Raw genomic sequence first — 22,498 nt, forward strand, 5'->3', positions numbered from 1 at the left:
GGTTCGGTCGCGGTCTATTTCTTCATGTGGTCCTTCGGCATCGTCTCATGCTTCATGGCGCTGCCGCTACCACCGCCTTCCTTCGACTTCGGATCGTTCATCGTCGCGCCCGGGTTTGCTGCACCGGGGCTGCTGGATGCACCTTGACCGCTGGTCGCAGCGGGAGAGTTGCCACCGCTGCCACCGGCACCGCCGCCTCCACCCCCACCACCGCCTTGCGCGCTCGCTGCTGCGATTGACCCGAATATGAATGCCGTTGCCAGTGCGATCTTCGCAATTTTCATGTGAACGTTTCCTTTGCTAGCGAGCCGGTGCAACACGCCTCGAAGATCGACGTTCCCAAATGCCGTTTTTGCGCGCGGCCATTTGCGAAACGCAATCACTTCATTCCCTCCAGCAGCCTCCGCACGTCCCCCAACAACGCCCGGATCTGCCGTCGCTCGACGATCGCATCCCTTGTAAACCGGCCGTGCTTGCGCGCATTGCGGTTTGCCCGTGGCGCACCGGATCCCTTAGCTCCGCCGTGCATGCGGCAGCGCGTCTTGCCGTGCACCGCCGGCGCGCGGCACGCGCTGCCCGTGCGGGTTCTGGCGCCGCAACGCCGGCTTGCCAGCATCGGGCCGGGATTTCCGATGTGATCGGTCACGCCTGGGCGTCCTGCCCGGCATCAGCGGGATTCCGCCGTCGCCTCGAACCCGCAGCCCTCGGCGCATTCCGCGCCGCGGATGCCGGGCTGGTGTCGGAAACGATCACGCTCGCATGCTGCGTGACGTTGCCGACGATGGCGTTGCCGCCGTCCTCGACCTTCACGTTCTGCACGGTGATGGCGGGCTCGCCATGGCTGCGGTGGCGGTTCAGCGCCTCGATCTGGGCGGGAAAGGTGCGGGCGAGCCGGCCCAATGCGCGCGCGGCGCTGTCGTGCTGGGCGAGATCCTTGGCATGCGCGAGGTGATGGGCGCATCGCATCGCCATCACATGAACCGACACCATCTGCGCCACCAGCATGGCCTCGACGGAATCCCGCGGACCGATGCTTCTCACCATCGAGATCATGAAGGCGAGGTTGACCTCGCAGGGTTTGCCGCCGCTCACGCTGGCCTTGACCAATTGCCGCAGGATGCCGTCCATCGCGTCGCGGTCGGCGACCCCCAATGCGTTCGCCATCAGCTGTGCGCCGAGCTCTGGATCGGGATGGTCGATGCAGAAGCCGTGCGAGGAGAATTTGATCCGCGGAGGTGTGGCAGCCTGGGTCTGGCCGGGGGCGGCGGGCATCGTCGGCACGGTGATTTCGGGTGCAGTATCCATGTCGGGTATTCCCTGGAACGCGCGCGGCAAGCGCGCAGGCGATCGCTCGCTGCGGCAGCCGGTGCGATGTCGATTGTGGGGAGGGGTTTCGGTCGCAAGTGCATCCGTCGCGCCCGCTGTTGCGGGCGAGGGGGCTTGCACGATTTCGGAATATTGGAAATGTATCCCTGATTTGCCCGACGCGTCAAGTGGCCTTGTCGGGCGCCGGCGGCCGCCGGCTCCTTTGCATGGGGTTGTTTTCGATATTTGGGCGGCGCGGGCCTGCGGCGAGTAGGGCGATCGCATATGGCAGGGCAAAGCTTGGCGCTGCTATTTCCACATCGTCATGGCCGGGCTCGTCCCGGCCATCCACGTCTTTTCCACGCGGAAACCAAGACGTGGATGCCCGGCACAAGGCCGGGCATGACGAGTTTGTGGAGGGATCGAGCGCATATGCGACAGCCCTGCCTGCGGTGGCGAGTTCCGCCGCCGTCAGGCGCAGTCATGCCGGCAAGGCACGGTGCGATCCGTGTTAGCGGGTACCGTGCGCCGATTGGATCATTATACTGGCGGGGAATGTTGCGACAGACTTGGGTTGCGACAGGCCCGCCGAGGCGCCGGCCTGCGGATGAAGGAGCATCGATGAGCGAGACCATTGGCCACCCCGATCCCGGGCTCGATTTGTCCGACGGATTCAAGCCGCACACCTCGCATTGGGGCGTGTTCTCGGCCCGTCTCGGCAAGGCGGGTCTCGAAGTCAGGCCTTACGCCGCTGATCCCGATCCGAACCGCATCATCAACAACTTCCCCGGCGCGCTGCGCCACCAGGCGCGCATCGCGCAGCCCGCGATCCGCCGCGGCTGGCTCGAGCGCGGGCCCGGCCCGGACGATCGCCGCGGCCGCGACGAGTTCGTTTCGGTCAGCTGGGAGCAGGCGCTCGATCTGCTCGGCGGCGAACTGACGCGCATCCGCGACACGATCGGCCCCGGCGCGGCGTTCGGCGGCTCCTACGGCTGGTCCAGCGCGGGCCGCTTCCATCACGCGCAGAGCCAGGTGCACCGCTTCCTCAACGTCGCGATGGGTGGGTATGTGCGTTCGGTGAACACCTATTCCTCGGGCGCGTCCTCGGTGCTGCTGCCGCAGATACTCACCGGCTACGAGGACATCACCAAGCGCAACGTGACCTGGGAGCAGATCGCGGCCGAGACCGACATCGTGCTGGCGTTCGGCGGCATGGCGCTGAAGAACTCCATGGTGGCCGGCGGCTCGATCAGCAAGCATGTCGAGCGCGGCGCCATGGAAGCCGCGCACCGGCGCGGCTGCCAGTTCATCCTGGTCAGCCCGCTGCGTGACGATCTCCCCGTGGAGGCGGGAGCGGAGTGGATGACGGCCACGCCCGGCACCGACACCGCGCTGATGCTCGGCATCGTCCACACGCTGGTCAGCGAAGGCCTGCACGATCAGGCCTTCCTCGATCGCTACACCGAGGGCTGGCCGGTGTTTTTGCGCTATCTCACCGGTGAGAGCGACGGCCAGGCCAAGAGCGCCGAATGGGCCGCGGCGATCTGCGGCATCGACGCCGGCACGATCAAGGCGCTCGCGCGGCGGCTCGCCGGGCGTCGTGCGCTGATCACCGTCTCGCATTCGCTGCAGCGCGCCGAGCATGGCGAGCAGCCGGTGTGGATGGGCATGGTGCTGGCGGCGGCGCTCGGCCAGATCGGCCTGCCCGGCGGCGGCTACGCGTATTCGCTTGGCGCGATCGGCTATTACGGCCGTCGCGTCAACGCGGTGCCCGGACCGACGCTCGGGCAGGGCCGCAACGGCGTCGCCGACTTCATTCCGGTGGCGCGCATCGCCGACATGCTGCTCAATCCCGGCACCACCTATCGCTACAATGGCGAGACGCGGACCTATCCGGATATCCGCCTCGTCTATTGGGCGGGCGGCAATCCGTTCCACCATCACCAGGACCTCAACCGCCTGCGCAAGGCGTTTGCGCGGCTCGACACGCTTGTCGTGCACGAGCTCGCCTGGACCGCCACCGCCCGCCACGCCGACATCGTGCTGCCTTCGACCATGACGCTGGAGCGCGAGGACATCGGCTATTCCAGCAACGATCCCTTGATGGTCGCCATGCACCGGATCGCCGAGCCGTTCGGCCTCGCCCGCGACGACTACGAGATCTTTGCCGATCTCGCCGAGCGGCTCGGGGCCCGCGAGCCCTTCACCGAGGGACGCACGTCGCGCCAATGGCTTGAACATCTCTATGAACCGACCCGCAAGGCGCTCGCCGCGCGCGGGCTCGAAGCCCCGAGCTTCGAGGCGTTCTGGGCGCGCGGCAGCCTGGTCGTGCCGCAGCATCTCGACGACGGCGGCTCGCTGCGTCGTTTTCGCGAGGACCCGGTCGCGTGGCCGCTGCCGACGCCGAGCGGCCGCATCGAGATCTTCTCGCAGAAGATCGCAGGTCACGGCGATGCGGATTGTCCGGGCCATCCGGTCTGGCTCGAGAAGACCGACACGCCGACATCAGGCGCGCCGTGCTTCCTCGTCGCCAACCAGCCGGTGACGCGTTTGCACAGTCAGCTCGACTTCGGCGGTCACTCGCTTGACGCCAAGCATCGCGGCCGCGAGGTTGCGCGCATGAACCCGCGCGACGCGACCGCGCGCGGCATCGCGGATGGCGACATCATCCGCATCTTCAATGCGCGCGGTGCCTGCCTTGCCGCGGTGCATGTTACCGACGGCATCGCGCCCGGCGTGGTTCAGCTGCCGACCGGCGCCTGGTACGATCCGATGGACCCCGAGGACGAAGCGCCGCTTTGCGTGCACGGCAATCCGAACGTGCTGACGCGTGACATCGGCACGTCATCCTTCGCGCAGGGCTGCACCGGCCAGCTCACCAGCGTCGAGGTCGAGCGCTTCAACGGCAATCTGCCGCCGATCCGCGCGTTCGATCCGGCGTAATTTCGCGCGGAGATCACGAACAAATCATCGCTGGGCGCTGGATGGTGCCCACGCGTTCAGCTACGGCATCACGGAGATCGTCCCCGAGTTCTGGATTTGCTGAGATGCACCTGAAAGCCTTGTTTCACCTTGCCGTCGCTGCGACCGTCGCGCTCGGATCGTCCAACGCGTTGGCGCAATCGGCCGCCGAGCCGGCCTATGGACCGGAACTGCAGGGCTTCGACTATCCCTATCCGCTCGAGCATTATCGCTTCAGCTCGCAGGGGCAGGAGCTCGACATGGCCTATCTCGACATCAAGCCGGCGACGCCGAACGGCCAGACCGCGGTGCTGCTGCACGGCAAGAATTTCTGTGCAGCGACCTGGGACGGCACCATCAAGGCGCTCAGCGGCGCCGGCTATCGCGTGATCGCGATGGACCAGATCGGCTTCTGCAAATCCAGCAAGCCGGAACGCTATCAGTTCACCTTCCAGCAGCTCGCCGGCAACAGCCGCGCGCTGCTCGCCTCGCTCGGGATCGCGCATTCGATCATGGTCGGCCACTCGACCGGCGGCATGCTGGCGATGCGCTATGCCCTGATGTATCCGGAGGCCACCGACCACCTGGTTCTGGTCGATCCGATCGGCCTGGAAGACTGGAAGGCCAAGGGCGTGCCGTGGCTCAGCCTCGACGGCTGGATGCAGCGCGAGACGCGCGTCACCGCGGACAGCATCCGCGCCTATGAGCGCGCCACCTATTACGCCGATACCTGGGATGCGTCCTACGAGACCTGGGTGCAGATGCTGGCCGGCATGTATCGCGGTCCGGGCCGCGCCGCCGTGGCGTCGAGCTCGGCGCGGCTCTACGACATGATCGCGACCCAGCCGGTGTTCTACGAATTCGAGCAGATCAAGCCGCCGACGCTGCTGTTTGTCGGCGACAAGGACACCACCGCGATCGGCAAGGACACCGCGCCGCCGGAGATTCGCAAGACGCTCGGCAATTATTCGGTACTGGGCAAGGAGGCCGCGAAGCGCATTCCGCATGCGCAGCTGATCGAATTCCCCGACCTCGGCCATTCGCCGCAGATCCAGGCGCCGGCGCGCTTCCACGAGGCGCTGCTCGGCTGGCTGCAGCATCCGGAGACCGGCGCGACGCTGGTCAAGTAGCAGACGGCGAGACAAGCGAGCGACATCATGGCGACAGCGGAACTGGTCAGCGTGTTCACGGTGGATGGGCAGGGCGGCAATCCCTGTCCGATCGTGGTGGATGCAAGCGGCATGAGCGCCGCCGAGATGCAGGACGTTGCGCGCCGCCACGGTCTCGAGTCCGGTTTCGCGCTGCCGGCGCAGAGCGACGATTTCGACGTCACGTTCCGCTTCTTCGTTCCGAATCATGAAATGGAAATGTGCGGCCACGCGACCATCGGTGCGCTCTGGCTGCTTGCGCGCCAGGGCAAGCTGCCCGGCGATACCATCCGAATCTCGACGCGCAGCGGTCCGGTCACCGGCTTCATCAGCCGTGATCGTCACGGCGAGCCCAACGTCGAGATCACCCAGCCGGCCGGGAAGACCGTTCCGCTCACCACGGGGCAACGCGATGACGTGCTCTGGGCGCTCGCGGTCGGGCCGCAAGCGATCGATGCGACAACACCGTGCAATGCCGTCACATCGCGGATCAAGACCCTGATCCCGATGCGCTCCCCCGAAGCGCTGAATGCGCTCGATCCCGCGATAGGGGACGTCGAGGCGGTCTGCGGCCGGATCGGATCGACCGGGCTCTATCCATTCGCCGTGATCGACCGAAAGGCTCGCCTGTTCGAGGCGCGGCAATTCCCGCGCTCATCCGGCTATCGGGAGGATGCCGCAACCGGCATTGCGGCCGCGGCGCTGGCGTTCGGCCTGCTCGACTATGGCTTGGTCGCTCCTGATGACGACGAGATCCGAATCCTGCAGGGCAGGGCGATGGGGCGGCTGTCCGAGATTCGCGTCCGCATCGGCTTCGCCGGCGGCCGTCCTGTCGGCTGCCTGCTTGGCGGCGATGTTGCGCTGATGGCTGCGCCGTCACACTGAGCAGCCGCCAGCGCAAGGCGAGCCGGCTTCGTAAACAGTATCAGGTCTAGTCAGCGGCGCGCCTGGCTCGCTCCTGCGCCTTGGCGTGCACTGGTGATGATTTCCGCGCACCGGGGCCCGGATGCACGTGGACCGCCTTCGCGCTCAGCGGCTCGCCGCATTCCGAGCAGACCATGACGGGATCGAACATCTTCTTGCAGGTCTTGTGTTCGTGCAGCATCGGCCGGCCGCGCGAATCGACCATGTGGACGTTGCCCCAGTGCACGATTGACATGATGATCGGATAGAGGTCGAGCCCCTTCTGCGTCAGGATGTATTCGTAGCGCTTCGGCGCTTCCTGATAGGGAATCTTGCGCAGCACGCCGAAGCGCACCAGCTTCTTCAGCCGGTCGGCAAGCAGATGCCGCGTGATCCCGAGCGACGCCTGGAAGTCATCGAACCTGCGGATGCGCAGGAAACATTCGCGCAGGACCAACAGGCTCCAGCGGTCGCCGATCACAGCCACCGTGCGGGCCACCGAGCACGGCTCCTCCTCGAGGGCATCCCATTTCATCAGCATCTCCTGCGGCCGGCGACGATATCGCTCAGTAAAATTCTAAAACAGAACTAACGTCTTTTCAATAGGATGCCTAGCCTGTAGCCGCAGCTTGGTCATTGGATGACAAATATCATATTGACAGTTCTAAAATAGAACTTAAGGTCCCGGCTCGATCAACGCGGCGGCTGACGGCCGCTGGCAATCGAAGGGAAGGGCGTTCCATGGCTGCTCCGCTCAAGGTCGAATTCCATTTCGATTTTGGAAGTCCGAATGCCTATCTGGCGGAACTGGCGCTGCCCGACATCGAGAAGCGCACCGGCGTGAAATTCGACTACATCCCGGTGCTGCTCGGCGGCGTCTACAAGGCGACCGGCAACATGTCGCCCGGCGAGTCGCTGCGCGGCATCAAGAACAAGCCGGAATATAACGCGCTCGAGACCGAGCGCTTCCTGCGCCGGCACAACATCACGACGTTCAAGACCAACCCGTTCTTTCCGGTCAACACGCTGATGCTGATGCGCGGTGTCGTCGCTGCCGATTTCGAAGGGCAGTTCGAGCCGTACTTTCGCGCCGCCTATCACCACATGTGGTCCGAGCCCAAGAAGATGGACGATCCGCAGGTGTTCCGCGAAGCGTTCCTGTCCTCCGGCCTCGATATCGACCGCATCATCGCCCGCGCCCAGCAGGACGAGGTGAAGAAGAAGCTGATCGACAACACCAGCAACGCGGTGGCGCGCGGCTCGTTCGGCTCGCCGACCTTCTTTGTCGGCGCCGAGATCTTCTTCGGCAAGGACAAGCTGCGCGAGGTCGAGGACGAGATCGTCGCGCAGCTGGCCGCGGGGCGGCGCAAGACCGCCTGAGCGGGAAAATTCCTCAAGACAACAAATCAGGCCCAAAGGGCTGTCACAGGGAGGTTTCGGTGCAGGCGTCGACCCAGTTTGAAGGAAGTGTGGAAGGCTTGCCGAACCGCATCCACGAGGTGATCGACCACCACGTCGGGGCGACGCCGGATCACCCGGCGCTGATCGACGACAAGATGCGGCTGACCTATCGCGAGCTCGACCGAACGGTCGGTCGCGTCGCCGAGGCGTTGCGGGCACTCGGCATCCGCGCCGGCGACCGCATGATGATCGTGAGCGAGAATTCGATTCCGCTCGCCTGCCTGCTGCTGGCGGCGAGTCGGCTCGACGTCTGGTCCATCGTGGTCAATCCGCGGCTGTCGCCGCGTGAGCTCGACCAGATCAGGGATCACAGCGGCGCCCGCCGGGTGCTGCTGACCGCCGAGGTCTCGCAGGAGGCGGCTACGCATGCCGCGCGCTACGAGGCCGCCGTGCAGGATGTCGGCCCGCTCCGCGGTATCGCCGTCACCGGCCTGAACCTGGCAACCGTGGCGGAGCCGGTCGAGGCCGACGGCGCAAACCAGGTCGCGGTCCTCATCTACACCTCCGGCACCACGGGCACCCCGAAAGGCGTGATGTTGACCCATCGCAATCTGTTGTTCAGCGCCCGGGCGACGGCAAGCTTCCGCAAGATGGCGGCCGATGACGTGCAATATTGCGTGCTGCCGATCTCGCATATCGTCGGCATCTCGTTGCTGACCATGACCTTGATGATTGGTGCCACCGTGCGTCTGGTGGCGAAATACGATCCGGCCGCGCTGGTCAAGTCGATGACTGAAGAGGGCATCACGATCCTGAACGGCGTGCCCGCGACCTATCAGCGTCTGCTCGAATACCGGCGCAATGCCGGCCTGCCGAAGCTCGATCGCGGCCGGTTGCGGGTGATCTCGGTGGCCGGCGCGCCGCTCGACCTCGATCTCAAATCGCGGGTTGAGCAGGAGCTCGGGCTGCCGCTGCTCAACGGCTATGGCATCACCGAATGCTCGCCGGGTATCTCCGGCGTCCGGCCCGAGAATCCGCGGGCCGACCATGCGGTCGGCACCGTCATGCCCGGCCTCGAGGCCAAGCTGGTCGGCCGCGACCTCAAGCCGGTTGCGGCAGGCGAAGTCGGCGAGCTGCATGTTCGCGGCCCCAACGTGATGCGCGGCTATTACCGCGCGCCCGACCTGACCGCCAAGGCGATCGATCCCGACGGCTGGTTCAACACCGGGGATCTGGCCCGCTTCGAGAATGATGCGCTCTACATTGTCGGGCGAACCAAGGAGATGATCATCCGCTCCGGGTTCAACGTCTATCCGGCCGAGATCGAGGCGGTGCTGAGCACGCACGACGCCGTGGTGCAGTGCGCCGTGGTCGGCCGGCCGGTCGAGGGCAATGAGGAGGTGGTCGCCTTTGTGCAGCTGATCAAGGGCTCGACCGCCACCGTACAGGACCTGATGGCGCATATTGCCCCGCAACTCACCTCGTACAAGCGTCCGTCGGAGATTATCCTGATGGACGCGCTGCCCGCGACATCGACGGGCAAGCTGCTGAAGCACAAGCTGGCGGAGTCGCTGCGCAGCTGAGGCTGAGCCGCCGCCGCGAGCCAGTTCACTCAAACAAGACCGGAGTACACCATGCAGAAGCGAAACAGGACGGTGGCCGTCATTGGTGCCGGTGATTTCATCGGCGGCGAGATCGCCAAGAAGTTCGCCTCCGAAGGCTTTACGATCTTCGCCGGCCGCCGCAACGGCGACAAGCTGGCGCCGCTGGTCAAGGAGATCGAGGCCGCCGGCGGCGAGATCCACGCGCGCTCGCTCGATGCGCGCAACGAGGAGGAGATCACGGCCTTCCTCAATGACGCCGACAAGCATGCGCCGCTCGAGGTCTGCATCTTCAACATCGGCGCCAATGTCAATTTCCCGATCCTCGAGACCACCGAGCGCGTGTTCCGCAAGGTCTGGGAGATGGCTTGCTACTCCGGCTTCCTGGCTGGACGCGAGGCGGCGCGGCTGATGACGGCGCGTGGCGGGGGCAACATCTTCTTCACCGGCGCCACCGCGTCACTCCGCGGCGGCAGCGGGTATGCCGCGTTTGCCAGTGCCAAGTTCGGCTTGCGTGCCGTGGCGCAAGCGATGGCCCGCGAGCTGGGGCCGAAGAACATCCATGTCGCGCATCTGATCATCGATTCCGGCGTCGACACCGAATGGGTCCGGCAGCGCCGTATCGAGGCGCTCGGCCCGAACGCGCTCGACAATCCCGATCTCTTGATGCCGCCGGCGTCGGTCGCGGGCGCCTATTGGCAGCTCTATCAGCAGCCGAAGAGCGCCTGGACTTTTGAACTGGAAATCCGGCCCTTCGGCGAGAAGTGGTAGGGAGCACTGCAGATGGAGCTCGCGCTATCCCCTGAAGATGCGGCGTTCCGCGACGAGGTTCGCGCCTTCATCAAGGACAATTATCCGGCGGAGATGCGCGTCGCCAATCCAGAGACCGATCTCTCCAAGGAGCAGATGCTGCTATGGCATCGCATCCTGCACAAGAAGGGCTGGATCGCGCCGCTCTGGCCCAGGGAATATGGCGGGCCCGGCTGGTCGATCACCCGCCGCTTCATCTTCGAGCAGGAGACGACGCGCGCCGGCACCATGCCGCCGCTTGCATTCAGCGTCACCATGGTCGGTCCGGTCATCTACACCTTCGGCAACGATGCGCAGAAAAGGAAATTCCTGCCGCGCATCCTGTCCGGCGAGGACTGGTGGTGCCAGGGCTATTCGGAGCCGGGGTCCGGCTCCGACCTTGCCACCGTGCGCACCAAGGCGGTGCGTGACGGCGACCATTACATCGTCAACGGTCACAAGACCTGGACTACGCTGGCGCAGCACGCCGACTGGATCTTCTGCCTGGTTCGTACCGATCCCACGGCCAAGCCGCAGTCCGGCATTTCCTTCCTCTTGATCGACATGAAGTCGCCGGGCGTCACCGTGCGCCCGATCATCACCATCGACGGCTCGCACGAGGTCAACGACGTCTTCCTGGAAAACGTGCGTGTCCCCGCCGAGAACCTGATCGGCGAGGAAAACAAGGGCTGGACCTACGCCAAATTCCTGCTCGGCAATGAGCGCACCAGCATGGCCGGCATCGGCCGTTCGACGCGCTATATCGAGCGGCTGAAGAAGATCGTGAAGGCCGAGATCCCGGAAGACGATCCGGCGCATCTGGAGTTCATCAGGGACATCGCCCGCGTCGAGCTCGACGTGCTGGCGCTGGAGGCGACCGAGCTTCGCGTCGTCGCCCAGATGGCGCGCGGCATCGACCCGGGACCGGCGGCCTCGCTGTTCAAGATCCGCGGCACCGAGATCTTCCAGGACATCACCGAGCTGACGCATCGGGCGATCGGCAATTACGGGCTTGCGATCCGCGAGCATCCGGTCAGCGCCAACCACTTCATGCCGGGCCCCGACTACGGCCACACCGCGTCGGAGAAATATCTGAACTCGCGCAAGCTCTCGATCTACGGCGGATCGAACGAGATCCAGCGCAACATCATCGCCAAGGCGGTGCTTGGACTCTAGCCACAAGCAACGAGGATCGGATGGATATCCAGTTCACGGAAGAGCAGGAATTGTTGCGGTCCAGCGTCCAGCGGCTGCTGCGCGACCAGTATGACTTTGACGCCCGCCGCAAGATCGTCGCGAGCGAGGAGGGTTTTGGCCGCAAGCAATGGGCTGAATTCGCCGAGCTCGGCCTGCTCGCCGCGCCGTTCTCCGAAGCGGTCGGAGGGCTCGGCGGCGGGCCGCTGTCGACCATGATCATCATGCAGGAGTTCGGCCGGCATCTTGTCGTGGAGCCCTTCGTCGAGACGGTCGTCGTTGCGGGTGGCTTGATCGAACAGGCAGGTTCCGACGCGCAGAGGCAGGCGTTCATCGCTGACATCATCGCTGGCACGAAACTTTGGGCGCTGGCCTGGACCGAGAAGGGCTCGCGCTTCGATCTCGCCACCGTCACCACCACGGCGCGCCGCGACGGCAACGATTACGTGCTCACTGGCGAGAAGACGGCGGTGATCGCCGCGCCGTGGGCGGATTATCTCATCGTCTCCGCGCGCACCTCGGGCCATCGCCACGATCGCGGCGGCGTCAGCCTGTTCGTGGTCGATCGCCGGGCGGCCAATCTCGACCTGCAAAGCTTCAAGACGATCGATGGCCGCAGGGCGGCCGAGGTCAGCCTGCGCGGCGTGCGCGCGGAATTGCTGGGCAGCGAAGGCGAGGGCGTCGCCGCGCTGGAAGCCTGCCGCAACCGCGCCATCGGCGCGCTCTGCGCCGAGGCGGTCGGCGCGATCGGCGAACTGAACGCTGCGACCCTGGACTATTCCAAGACGCGAAAGCAGTTCGGCGTCACGATCGGCAGCTTCCAGGTGCTGCAGCACCGGATGGTCGACATGTTCATCGCGCATCAGGAGGCGCTGTCGCTGATGCAGCATCTCAGCCTCAGTCTCAGCGACGATGAGGCCGGTGTCTCCCGGCTGGCCTCGGGTGCCAAGTCGAAGATCGGCTATGCCGGCAAGTTCGTCGCCGACCAGGCGGTGCAGCTGCACGGCGGCATGGGCATGACCGACGAACTCAATGTCGGCCACTACTTCAAGCGGATTTCCTCCATCAACATCCAGTTCGGCGATCCCGCCTATCACGTGCTGCGCTATGCGCAGCTCGACGCGGCCGCCTGAGTCAGAGAGGCAAGCATGTCACAGGATGCAGTCATCGTTTCCACCGCGCGCACCGGCGTCGGCAAGGCCTATCGCGGCGCGCTCAACAACACCGACGGCCCGACCCTCGCCGGTCATGTGATGGCAGAGGCCGTGAAGCGCGCCGGCATCGCGCCGGGCGAGGTCGAAGACGTAGTGATGGGCTGCGCCATGCAGCAGGGCACCATGGTGATGAATGTCGCGCGCAAGGGCGCGATCCGCGCCGGGCTGCCGGTCACGGTGGCCGGCACCACCATCGACCGGCAATGCGCCTCCGGCCTGCAGGCGATCGCGGTCGCCGCGCGCTCGGTGATGCTTGACGGAGTCGAGATCGCGATCGGCGGCGGCATCGAGTCGATCAGCCTGGTGCAGAACGAGCACATGAACAGGTTCCATGCCGTCGACGACGAGCTGATGGCAATGAAGCCCGAGATGTACATGTCGATGCTGGAGACCGCCGAGGTCGTCGCCGAGCGTTACGGGATCGGGCGCGACAAGCAGGACGAATACAGCCTCGAATGCCAGCGCCGCGTCGGCGCCGCGCTGCAGGGCGGCCGCTTCAACGACGAAATCGTGCCGATCACGACCAAAATGGCCGTGGTCAACAAGGACACCAAGGAAGTCAGCTACCAGCAGGTGACGCTGGCGAAGGATGAGGGCCCGCGGCCGGATACCACGGCGGACGGGCTCGCCAAGATCAAGCCGGTGTTCGAGGGCAAGACCATCAGCGCCGGCAATGCCAGCCAGCTCTCGGATGGCGCCTCGGCTTGTGTGATCATGAGCGACAAGATCGCCGCGCAGAAGGGCCTGAAGCCGCTCGGCATCTTCCGCGGCTTCGTCGCCGCCGGTGTCGAGCCCGACGAGATGGGCGTCGGCCCCGTCGCCGCGATCCCGCGGCTGTTGAAGCGACATAACCTCAAGATCGACGACATCGATCTCTGGGAGCTGAACGAGGCCTACGCGGTGCAGGTGATCTATTGCCGCGACAAGCTCGGCATCGATCCGGACAAGCTGAACGTCAATGGCGGCTCGATCGCGATCGGCCATCCCTACGGCATGACCGGGGCGCGGCTCACCGGCCATATCCTGATCGAGGGCCGGCGGCGCAAGGCGAAATACGGCGTGGTGACCATGTGCATCGGCGGCGGCATGGGCGCGGCCGGCTTGTTCGAAATCGTCCACTGATCGGAAAACGCGGGAGAGACTTGTGAAGACTGCAATCACTGAACTGTTCGGCATCCAGCATCCGATCATCCAGGGCGGCATGCATTATGTCGGCTTCGCCGAGATGGCGGCGGCGGTGTCCAACGCCGGGGGCCTCGGCATCATCACCGGCCTGACCCAGAAGACACCGGAGCTGCTGGCCAAGGAGATCGCGCGCTGCCGCGACATGACCGACAAGCCGATCGGCGTGAACCTGACGTTCCTGCCGAGCTTCACCGCGCCGCCCTATCCGGAATACATCGCTGTTATCCGCGAGGCCGGCGTCAAGGCGGTGGAGACCGCGGGCCGCAGCCCGGAGCAATACATGCCTGCGCTGAAGGCGGCCGGCATCAAGGTGATCCACAAATGCACCTCGGTGCGGCATTCGCTGAAGGCCGAGAAGATCGGCTGCGACGCCGTCAGCGTCGACGGTTTCGAGTGCGGCGGCCATCCCGGCGAGGACGACATCCCGAACATGATCCTGCTGCCACGTGCGGCGGACGAATTGAAGATCCCGTTCGTCGCCTCGGGCGGCATGGCGGACGCGCGCAGCCTTGTCGCGGCGCTGTCGATGGGCGCTGCCGGGATGAACATGGGCACGCGCTTCATCGCGACCAAGGAAGCGCCGGTTCATCCCAACGTGAAGCAGGCGCTGCTCGACGCCGACGAGCTCGACACCCGTCTCGTGATGCGCGCGCTGCGCAACACCGAGCGAGTGCTGAAGAACAAGGGCGTCGATGAGCTGCTCGAGATCGAGCGCGAGAGGGGCGCCAGGCTGAAGATCGAGGATATCCACGAGCAGGTCGCCGGCGTCTATCCGAAGGTGATGATCGACGGCGAGATGGATGCCGGCGCCTGGAGCTGCGGCATGGTGGTCGGCCTGATCAATGACATCCCGACCGTCAAGGAGCTGATCGACCGCATCATGGCTGAAGCCGAAGCGATCATCCGGCAGCGGTTGACCGGCTTCCTCGACGGCAAATTCGAAACCACGCCGGCCCGCGCGGTCGCCTGACGGGAGAGTGCCATGACCGAGCATGTCAAGGTTGAGATCGCCGCCGGCGTCATGACGCTGACCTTGCAGCGGCCCGAGAAGAAGAACGCGCTGACCGGCGCCATGTACAATGTCATGTCCGCGGCGCTCAAGCAGGTGGAGGCGGATGCCTCCGTCCGGGTGATCCTGTTCCAGGGCGACGGCGACAGCTTCACCGCGGGCAATGATCTGGCTGACTTCGCAAGCCAGGCGCGCGGTGAAAGCGCTGTCGACAGTCCGGCCCACACTTTCATCGAAACCATCAGCAAGGTCGGCAAGCCGCTGGTCGCGGCCGTGCAGGGCAATGCGGTCGGCGTCGGCACCACCATGCTGCTGCACTGCGACCTGGTCTATCTCGCCGAGAACGCGCGGCTGATCACGCCCTTCGTCAACCTCGCGCTGGTGCCGGAGGCGGCGTCGAGCTGGCTGCTTCCCTTAAGGATCGGGCATGCGCGCGCCTATGCGATGTTTGCGCTCGGCGAGCCGATGGATGCGCAGGGCGCGCTGGCATCGGGTCTCGCCAACGCCGTGGTGCCGCAGGCCGATCTGCGCAAGAGGGCGCATGACGCGGCGGTCGCGCTGACCAGGCGGCCGGCAGGGTCGCTCAGCATGACCAAGAAGCTGATGCGCGAGCAGCAGAAGATCGCGGCGCAGATCGCCGAGGAAGGCGTGCTGTTCAAGGAGCGGCTGACGACGCCCGAGGCGCGCGAGGCCTTCGCCGCCTTCGCGGAACGGCGGCAGCCTGATTTCGCCAAGCTGTCGGCCTGACCGACAGCGGAACTCACGGACACATCGAGGGAGTGAAAGCATGCGCGTCACCGGCAGCCATCAATACCCGACCATGGAAACCGTGATCTACGGCAAGCCGGCAGCCGAAGCGCTGCGCGAGGAGGCCGAGCGGCTGGGCGCGAAGCGCGTCTATCTGATCGCCAGCCGGACGTTGAACACCACGACCGACGAGATCGAGAAAATCCGTCAAGCCCTCGGCGACCGCCATGCCGCGACCTTCGACGGCGTACCGCAGCACACGACGAGGGATGTCGTGACGCAGATCGCGCGGCAAGCCAGCGAGGCCAAGGCGGACCTCGTGGTCGCGATCGGCGGCGGCTCGGTGGTCGATGCGGCGAAGATCGTGCTGATGTGCATCGAGCACGCGATCTTCGAGCCTGATGGGCTCGACGGCTTCGAGACCACGCCGGACCGCCGCTTCGGGCCATTCCGGTCGCCGAAGGTCCGGATGATCGCGATCCCCAGCACGCTGTCCGGCGGCGAATACAATTCCGGCGCGCTGGTCACCGATACCGGCCGCAAGCTGAAGCAGATCTTCAACCATCCGATGATGATGCCGCGCAGCATCATCCTCGATCCCGCGATCACGAAATATACGCCCGAGAAGCTCTGGCTCGGTTCCGGCACGCGGGCGATGGATCACGGCATCGAGGCGATCTGCTCCAGCCGCCCCAATGTGCTGGTCGATGCGGTGTGCCAGCAGGGGCTGCGCTATCTGCATGACGGCCTGCTGCGCACCAAGGCCCACCCCGACGACGCGGCGGCGCGGCTGAGCTGCCAGCTCGGCTCCTGGCTGTCGGCGTTCGGATTGCAGTCGCGGGTGCCGATGGGCGCCAGTCACGCTATCGGCCACGTGCTCGGCGGCACCTGCGATGTGCCGCATTATTTCTGCACGGCGGTGATGATGCCGAGCGTGCTCCGCTATAACCGCCCGGCGACGGAAGCCGCACAGCAATCGATTGCCGCCGCGCTCGGCGCGCCGGGGCGTGACGCCGGCGAAGCCTTCGCGGCGTTCATCGCGGAACTCGGCCTGCCGCGCCGGCTTGCCGATGTCGGCGTCGGCGAAGATCGGTTTGAGCTGATCGGCCGGAACGCCATGCTGTCGATCTTCACGCGGGCCAACCCGCAGCCGATCCGCGAACCCGCCGACGTCGTCAAGATCCTGAAGCTGGCCGCCTGAGGCATTAGCACCGGAGCAGTCCACCATGGCCGCCTTGCGCATCTTCTCCTATCTGCCGAACCCGCGCGTCTGGAAGGCAACCATCGCGGCGCGGTTCTGCGGTGTCGATGTCGAGGTCAGGGGCGCCTCGGGCAAGGAGTTGCGCGACTGGTTGTGGGACTATGATGCCCGTCCGCTGGCGGAGCATGAGCGCGCCTCGCTGTCGTCGCTGGCACGGACCGGGCGGGTCGGACTGACCGGCGCGCAGCTCTTCAAGACCGACGCGTTCATGGCGGCACAGCCGTTCGGCAATGTGCCGGCGGCGTTCGGCGCCGACGGCAAGGTCGGGATCTTCGAATCGAACAGCATCATGCGCGCGGTGGCGCGGCTCGGCGAGGCAGCGTTCCCGCTCTATGGACGCGACGCCTATGAGGCGTCCAGGATCGACAGCTTTCTCGACGTCAGCCTGGTGTTTGCGCGGGACTCGCAAATCTATCTGCTGGCGCTGTCGGGCGGCACAGTCGATGCGGCCATTCATGCGCGGGCCAAGGATGCGTTCGCGATCTTTGCGTCCGGGATCGAGCAGGCGCTGTCGCCACGGCGGGAGGTGCTGGTCGGGGACGGCATCTCGATTGCCGACATCTGCTTTGCCGCCGAACTCGCATTGTTCATGAACGAACACGCGCGGGCCGAGCAGCTGCGCAAGCAGGGATTGGCGAAAATCCTGCACCCGGGTGTGCAGGATGAGTATCCGCTGATGTTTGCCCACTTTGACCGCCTGATCGCGCATGAGCATATCGGGCCGGACCTCAAGCCTTACGTCGAGAAGCTGCTGTCGAAGGCGGCCGCCTGACCATGAAGGCCATAGGCCGCAACGCGGAGGGTTGATCGCATGACCGCACCTGTCTGTCTGATATCCGGCGTTGGGCCGGGCACCGGTTCGGCGCTCGCCCGGAGATTCACCGAGGGCGGCTACCGCGTCGCGCTGCTCGCCAGGAACGAGGCGCGTCTCGCCGCGCTCGAGCAGCAGCTGCCGGGCGCAAAGGCCTATCGATGCGATGTGTCCGATCCCGCGCAGGTCGAGGCGGTGGCCTCCGCGGTGGAGCACGATCTCGGCAATCCCGCCGTGGTCATTCACAACGCCGTCGGCGGGGCGTTCGGCACCTTCCGCGAGATCGATCCGGAGGTTCTCAATCGCAACTTCCAGGTCAACACGATGGGACTGTTGTACCTGGCACGGCGGTTCGCGCCGGCGATGATCGGTGCGGGCAAGGGCGCCATCGTCGCGACCGGCAACACCTCGGCCCTGCGCGGCAAGGCCGGCTTCGCGGGGTTCGCGCCGACCAAGGCAGCGCAGCGGATTCTCGCCGAGGCGATGGCCCGCGATCTCGGGCCGCAAGGCGTGCACGTCGCCTATCTCGTGATCGATGCCGTGATCGATCTGGAGTGGACGCGGAAGCGCTGGCCGGATCGGCCGGACGACTTCTTCATCAAGCCGAAAGCGATCGCCGACGAGGTCTGGCACGTCGCCCATCAGGATCGCAGCGCGTGGTCGTTCAACGTCGAGATCAGGCCGTTCGGCGAAGCCTGGTAGCGCCGCGCGGCGGTTGCAGGAATTGGTCAATTCATAAAAGCTCAGGAGGAATTTCATGCTGTTGAAGACGTTTGCCGTGTCCGTTGCGATGCTCGCGGCGCTTGCCGCAGCTCCAGTCCGCGCCGAAACGCCGGGGGTGTCGGAGTCGGAAATCAAGGTCGGAGCGACGTTCCCGTTCAGCGGCCCGGCGTCGCCGCTCAGCAACACCGGCAGGGGCCTGATCGCCTACGTCCATTCCGTCAATGACCGCGGCGGCGTCAACGGCCGCAAGATCAACCTCATCACCTATGACGATGCCTACACGCCGCCCAAGGCCGTGGAGCAGACCCGCAAGCTGATCGAGAGCGACGAGGTGGCGTTCCTGTTCAGTCCGCTCGGCACGCCCGGCATCGGCGCGACCATCAAATACGTCACCGCCAAGAAGGTGCCGCATCTGTTCGTCGTCAGCGGCGCGACCAAGTTTGCGAACTTCACCGAGTTTCCGCTGACCACCACGGGGCTGCCGAGCTACAACACCGAAGGAAAGATCTACGCAAAATACATCACGCAGACGGCGCCCGATGCGAAGATCGCAATCCTCTACCAGAACGATGATCTCGGACGCGATTTCGTGGCCGCGTTCAAGGAGGTGCTGAAGGCCGATTTCGACAAGAAGGTGGTGACGTCGCCCTATGAGGTCACCGAGCCGACGATCGAATCCCGCGTGGTGACGCTGAAGGCGTCGGGTGCGCAGGCGTTCCTGATCGCCGGCACGCCGAAATTCGCGGCCCAGGCGATCAAGAAGGCGAACGAGATCGGCTGGTCGCCGCTGACCATCGTCAACTACGTGTCGAGCTCTGTTTCCGCGACCATCGTGCCGGCGGGAGCGGACAAGGCGGTGGGCGTTGTCGTGGCGACCGTCACCAAGGATCCGAACGACAAGAAGTGGGCCGACGATCCCGGCATGAAATGGTATCGCGCCCATTTCGAGAAGTATCTTCCCGGCGCCGACATCGGCGACAACAATTATCTGTTCGGCACCCAGCAGGGCCAGATCCTGGAACAGGTGCTGAAGCAGTGCGGCGACGACCTCTCGCGCGAGAACATCGTGAAGCAGGCGCGCAACATCAGGGGGCTCGTGCTGCCGACCCTGATGCCGGGCATCACCATCAACACAGGTCCGGACAACAGCATGGCCTATACGCAGCTTCAGCTGCAACGTTGGACCGGAAGCTCATGGGAGCAGTTCGGCGGCGTGCTGAGCGCCGACCTGAATTGAGCCGGGCCAACCGAGGCGCTAGTGGAGCCGACGTGCGATCGGCTTCGCCAGCGTGTTTTGCCACTCCCGCTGCGCCGACCGGTCGCTCGACCGCAGGCTGTTCAGCAAGGCCGCGGTCTTTGGCTGGACCCGCGAGCCGTCGATCACCTCGAGCTGGCCGCAGCGATTGAGCGTGTGCAGCTTGCGTCCGGTCCACAGCGGCCCGGGCTTGAGCAGATGGCGCACGGCCTGCCTGTAGGTCGTCGGCGACAGTTCGAGCACTTCCGCAAGTCCGAGCGCCGCGCCGTATCCGTTGGTGCAGTCCTGCACCGGCCGCCACAGCTTGCCGTTGACGGTCACGAAATTGCCGGCCGGCCGGGTCGTCGCGCGATCCATCAGGATCGGATTGCTTGCATGCGGCCGCCAGGGGCCGAACAACTGCTCGGCGTAATAGATCGCCAGCGTGTCGGAATATCCGCCGGTGCCGTCGCGCCAGGCTCCGAACATGTAGTAGAGGCCGTCATGCTGCGTGATGGTCGCGTCGGCGAGTTCGAGCCCGGACAACAGCGTGCCTTGCCGTTCCCACTTGTCGGGAAAGCGGACGCATTTGTAGATCGGGACATCCCGATGCGCGGTGCTTTCCGGGATCATCCACAGTTCGCCGTTGTTCTCGATCAGGAACGGGTAGGACAGGTGCCACGGCTCTTCGAGCACAGACAGCACGGTGCCGACCGGTCCGTTGCCGTCGAATTCGATCGCGGAGATGATGCCCTTGCCGGTCCGGTGGTCGAGGTCCTCGAAGAACACGAAGGTCCTGCCCTGCCATTTCACCGGGACGGGATCGGCATAGAAGTGATTGCCGGGATCGCCGAGCACGTTCCAGGCAGGTCCCGACAGGTCACCGGTCCGCCAGACATCCGCGTTGTCGGCGTAGCGCCAGCCGACATGCCAATGCGGCGCGTAGCAGCAGAGACGGTAGATTTCCTTCGCGATCGAAGTCGCGACGCCGCGCAGGACAAAGGGCGCGGGATTTCGCGGCGCGCTGCCGGCCGCCGGCACAGCCAGTTGTGGCACCAGGCGCGGAGCCCCCGACAATATCGGCGGCAGCATGGACAAGGTGCGCGCCATCACCGTTTCGAGCCCGCCGCTCAGGCCGGCCGCGATTTCCGCCGAGGGATGGCCGCGGTCCATGACCATGCCGTCGAGCTCGTTGACGATTTCAATCACCGGCAGGTCGCCGGCGAGAATGGCGGCCAGTGCGGCGGCTTCGCCCGCCTGTCCGTTGAAGCGTGGACGGAGATAGAGCCCGGCGGAGCAGTTCGGGTCCCGCTCGGCAGTGGTGAAGTCGACCACCACATCGGGGCTGCCCATGCGCGGACGTTCCGCAATCGTCTTCAGCCTGTCGGCATCGCCGGCCTTGCCCTTGCGCAGCACGATGCGTTCGAGTTCGAACAGCATGTCGAGGCCGGCAGGCCTCGGCCCCGGCGTCGCAGTCCAGGCGATTTGAACGGGAATATCCTGATCGCTGACGCGCAGCGTCTCGCGACGCATCCAGAGTCGCGCCTGCGCGCGATCGCAGCGAAACTCGATAATCATGTCCAGCCCGATTTCCTAGTGCGCGTCCACTCCTACGGCATTGCCGAGAATGCGGACGTATTCCTCTATCATGGCATCCAACGAATAACGCGACTTCAGGCCCACGGCACTTTGCCGCAGCTGGTCGCTCAACAAACGATCGGTCAGGACTTTCGCCACCGCGGCCGAAAACTCGGCCTCGTTCGCAGCATCAACGAACACTGCGGCAGGCTGTCCCTGGTAGGACAGCACCTCGCGCAGCACGGGAAGATCGTTGACGACGCAGGGAATGCCGGCGCTCGCGGCTTCGACCGCGGCGAGGCCGAAGGTTTCGGCCTGTGTCGGAAATACGAAGACGTCGAGGCACGCCAGGAAATCGGCCATCTGGCGTGGTGGGATCTCGCCGATGAAGTGCAGCCGGTCCGAGACTTTCAGCTCGCTCGCCAGGGCTCGCAGCCGTTCCTCATCCGCGCCTTGTCCGGCGAGGACAAGGTGCCAGGACTGGTCGGAGGCCAGCAGGCGAACTGCCGCATCGAGCCGCTTGTGCGGATGCAGCCGTGCCGCGCAGCCGAGCAGCGTGCGATCCGGCGGCAGCTTGAATTGCTGCCGCGCGACGTCCTTCGGCAGGCTGTGCGACTTGTCGTCGAAGCCATGCGGGACGTGCGTCATGCGCGAGCGATAGGGCGCGGGATAGCGCGCATATTCACGCTCCATGTCGCGCGAATTCAGCGTGATGCACTGGAAGAAGCCGGCCGAGCCCATGATGATGTCGGCGGCGCGCACCGGCACGCTCATCGACATCGCCGAGGACACCTGGTTGGCGATGACAGGAGCGCGGCTGACAAGCCGCGACACGCCTCCGCCGATCACATTGCCGAAGTGCTGGAAGGTCAGCACGACATCGGGCCTGAGGGTCCTGAGATGAGCGGCGAGCGTCCACAGCATCCGCAGCAGCGCCAGCGGATTTCCCGGGCGGCTCGGTGCGCAATAGAATGTATTGGGCGGCTCGTCGAACGAATCCGATTTGCGGAAGAAGAACAGGTTGGCGACGTCATAGCCGCGCGCGGTCAGGCCCGCGCCGACCAGCCGCGATATCTCCTGCGCGCCGGCGTTCTCGGCCTGGGTCTGTACCAGGACGACACGCAGCTTCGGCTTGCTCTCGTTCGATTGATTGCGTGATGCGGTCGATGCCTCGCGCAATTCTGTGCTTGGCCTGTAATGGAGCACGGCTTCCTCACCCGTCGAAGGAGTGGCGACGGCTCCCTCGCTATTGCGCGCGTGCTTATCACGCGAAGCGCGCTCGTACACCGAGTAGCGCGTGTTGAGGTTACTGCTCATTTAGTGCGGTCAGACATCGCCAGCAATCGAGAGCCATTGTCTCACACAAAGGGTACAGCCGGCTCGTTAACTAATTGGTTACGGCCGCATGAAGAGGGGGTAACCGCGGATTAACCA

21 protein-coding genes are annotated in these 22,498 nt (G+C 65.3%); 15 read left to right on the forward strand and 6 right to left on the reverse strand.

Annotated elements, in window-relative coordinates; translation table 11 throughout:
• Positions 1-14: 14 nt before the first annotated feature.
• From QJT82_RS37435 to QJT82_RS37445, 3 genes are all read right to left on the reverse strand, one after another.
• Positions 15-284, reverse strand: coding sequence for a hypothetical protein (locus QJT82_RS37435; protein ID WP_155258704.1), 270 nt, complete (start codon positions 282-284; stop codon positions 15-17).
• A 95-nt stretch (positions 285-379) separates the two neighbouring features.
• Positions 380-646 carry an HGGxSTG domain-containing protein gene (locus QJT82_RS37440; protein WP_245288844.1) on the reverse strand — a complete coding sequence of 89 codons (267 nt, stop codon included), beginning with the start codon at positions 644-646 and terminating at the stop codon, positions 380-382.
• Positions 643-1,305, reverse strand: coding sequence for a hypothetical protein (locus QJT82_RS37445; RefSeq protein ID WP_028343326.1), 663 nt, complete (start codon positions 1,303-1,305; stop codon positions 643-645). Before QJT82_RS37445 ends, QJT82_RS37440 begins: the two co-directional genes overlap by 4 nt.
• 621 nt (positions 1,306-1,926) lie before the next feature.
• Here QJT82_RS37445 and QJT82_RS37450 point away from each other — a divergent pair.
• The 3 genes from QJT82_RS37450 to QJT82_RS37460 all read left to right on the forward strand — a co-directional run bounded on the left by QJT82_RS37450 (position 1,927) and on the right by QJT82_RS37460 (position 6,299).
• Positions 1,927-4,248, forward strand: a complete 2,322-nt coding sequence (locus QJT82_RS37450) for a molybdopterin guanine dinucleotide-containing S/N-oxide reductase (protein ID WP_028343325.1) — start codon at positions 1,927-1,929, stop codon at positions 4,246-4,248.
• Positions 4,249-4,352: 104 nt separating this feature from the next.
• Positions 4,353-5,396, forward strand: a complete 1,044-nt coding sequence (locus QJT82_RS37455; protein WP_028343324.1) for an alpha/beta hydrolase — start codon at positions 4,353-4,355, stop codon at positions 5,394-5,396.
• Positions 5,397-5,423: 27 nt separating this feature from the next.
• Entirely contained in the window at positions 5,424-6,299 is an 876-nt protein-coding gene (locus QJT82_RS37460; RefSeq protein ID WP_028343323.1) for a PhzF family phenazine biosynthesis isomerase, read from the forward strand.
• A gap of 46 nt (positions 6,300-6,345) precedes the next feature.
• Here QJT82_RS37460 and QJT82_RS37465 read toward each other — a convergent pair whose 3' ends face one another.
• Entirely contained in the window at positions 6,346-6,852 is a 507-nt protein-coding gene (locus QJT82_RS37465) for a helix-turn-helix domain-containing protein (RefSeq protein WP_026193238.1), read from the reverse strand.
• 206 nt (positions 6,853-7,058) lie between these two features.
• Between QJT82_RS37465 and QJT82_RS37470 the strand changes: the two genes are divergently transcribed.
• The 12 genes from QJT82_RS37470 to QJT82_RS37525 are packed head-to-tail and all read left to right on the forward strand — an operon-like array spanning position 7,059 to position 19,489.
• Entirely contained in the window at positions 7,059-7,697 is a 639-nt protein-coding gene (locus QJT82_RS37470) for a 2-hydroxychromene-2-carboxylate isomerase (protein WP_028343322.1), read from the forward strand.
• Positions 7,698-7,756: 59 nt separating this feature from the next.
• Positions 7,757-9,301 (forward strand): class I adenylate-forming enzyme family protein, encoded by a 1,545-nt coding sequence (locus QJT82_RS37475; protein ID WP_245288843.1) that lies wholly within the window; start codon positions 7,757-7,759, stop codon positions 9,299-9,301.
• A 51-nt stretch (positions 9,302-9,352) separates the two neighbouring features.
• On the forward strand, positions 9,353-10,090 hold the full coding sequence (locus QJT82_RS37480) for an SDR family oxidoreductase (protein WP_028343320.1): 738 nt from the start codon (positions 9,353-9,355) through the stop codon (positions 10,088-10,090).
• A gap of 12 nt (positions 10,091-10,102) precedes the next feature.
• Positions 10,103-11,284, forward strand: coding sequence for an acyl-CoA dehydrogenase family protein (locus tag QJT82_RS37485; protein ID WP_028343319.1), 1,182 nt, complete (start codon positions 10,103-10,105; stop codon positions 11,282-11,284).
• Between the two features lie 20 nt (positions 11,285-11,304).
• The gene (locus QJT82_RS37490) at positions 11,305-12,435 is read left to right on the forward strand and encodes an acyl-CoA dehydrogenase family protein (protein WP_028343318.1); all 1,131 of its coding nucleotides are present in this window, start codon (positions 11,305-11,307) and stop codon (positions 12,433-12,435) included.
• Between the two features lie 15 nt (positions 12,436-12,450).
• Positions 12,451-13,638, forward strand: coding sequence for an acetyl-CoA C-acyltransferase (locus tag QJT82_RS37495; RefSeq protein ID WP_028343317.1), 1,188 nt, complete (start codon positions 12,451-12,453; stop codon positions 13,636-13,638).
• A gap of 22 nt (positions 13,639-13,660) precedes the next feature.
• Positions 13,661-14,671, forward strand: coding sequence for a nitronate monooxygenase family protein (locus QJT82_RS37500; protein ID WP_028343316.1), 1,011 nt, complete (start codon positions 13,661-13,663; stop codon positions 14,669-14,671).
• Positions 14,672-14,683: 12 nt separating this feature from the next.
• The gene (locus tag QJT82_RS37505; protein WP_028343315.1) at positions 14,684-15,457 is read left to right on the forward strand and encodes an enoyl-CoA hydratase-related protein; all 774 of its coding nucleotides are present in this window, start codon (positions 14,684-14,686) and stop codon (positions 15,455-15,457) included.
• 40 nt (positions 15,458-15,497) lie between these two features.
• Positions 15,498-16,658, forward strand: coding sequence for an iron-containing alcohol dehydrogenase (locus QJT82_RS37510; RefSeq protein WP_028343314.1), 1,161 nt, complete (start codon positions 15,498-15,500; stop codon positions 16,656-16,658).
• 25 nt (positions 16,659-16,683) lie between these two features.
• Positions 16,684-17,490 (forward strand): glutathione S-transferase, encoded by an 807-nt coding sequence (locus QJT82_RS37515; RefSeq protein WP_028343313.1) that lies wholly within the window; start codon positions 16,684-16,686, stop codon positions 17,488-17,490.
• Between the two features lie 39 nt (positions 17,491-17,529).
• On the forward strand, positions 17,530-18,231 hold the full coding sequence (locus QJT82_RS37520; RefSeq protein WP_028343312.1) for an SDR family NAD(P)-dependent oxidoreductase: 702 nt from the start codon (positions 17,530-17,532) through the stop codon (positions 18,229-18,231).
• 55 nt (positions 18,232-18,286) lie between these two features.
• The gene (locus QJT82_RS37525; RefSeq protein ID WP_035632677.1) at positions 18,287-19,489 is read left to right on the forward strand and encodes an ABC transporter substrate-binding protein; all 1,203 of its coding nucleotides are present in this window, start codon (positions 18,287-18,289) and stop codon (positions 19,487-19,489) included.
• Positions 19,490-19,507: 18 nt separating this feature from the next.
• Here the strand turns inward: QJT82_RS37525 and QJT82_RS37530 are convergent, their stop codons facing one another.
• Together QJT82_RS37530 and QJT82_RS37535 are read right to left on the reverse strand one after the other, a co-directional pair.
• On the reverse strand, positions 19,508-21,064 hold the full coding sequence (locus QJT82_RS37530; RefSeq protein ID WP_035632676.1) for a hypothetical protein: 1,557 nt from the start codon (positions 21,062-21,064) through the stop codon (positions 19,508-19,510).
• A 15-nt stretch (positions 21,065-21,079) separates the two neighbouring features.
• Entirely contained in the window at positions 21,080-22,270 is a 1,191-nt protein-coding gene (locus QJT82_RS37535; protein WP_028343310.1) for a glycosyltransferase family 4 protein, read from the reverse strand.
• Positions 22,271-22,498 lie beyond the last annotated feature (228 nt).

The organism is Bradyrhizobium sp. Mp19 (assembly GCF_029952935.1).
GTDB classification, from domain to species: Bacteria; Pseudomonadota; Alphaproteobacteria; order Rhizobiales; family Xanthobacteraceae; genus Bradyrhizobium; species Bradyrhizobium elkanii.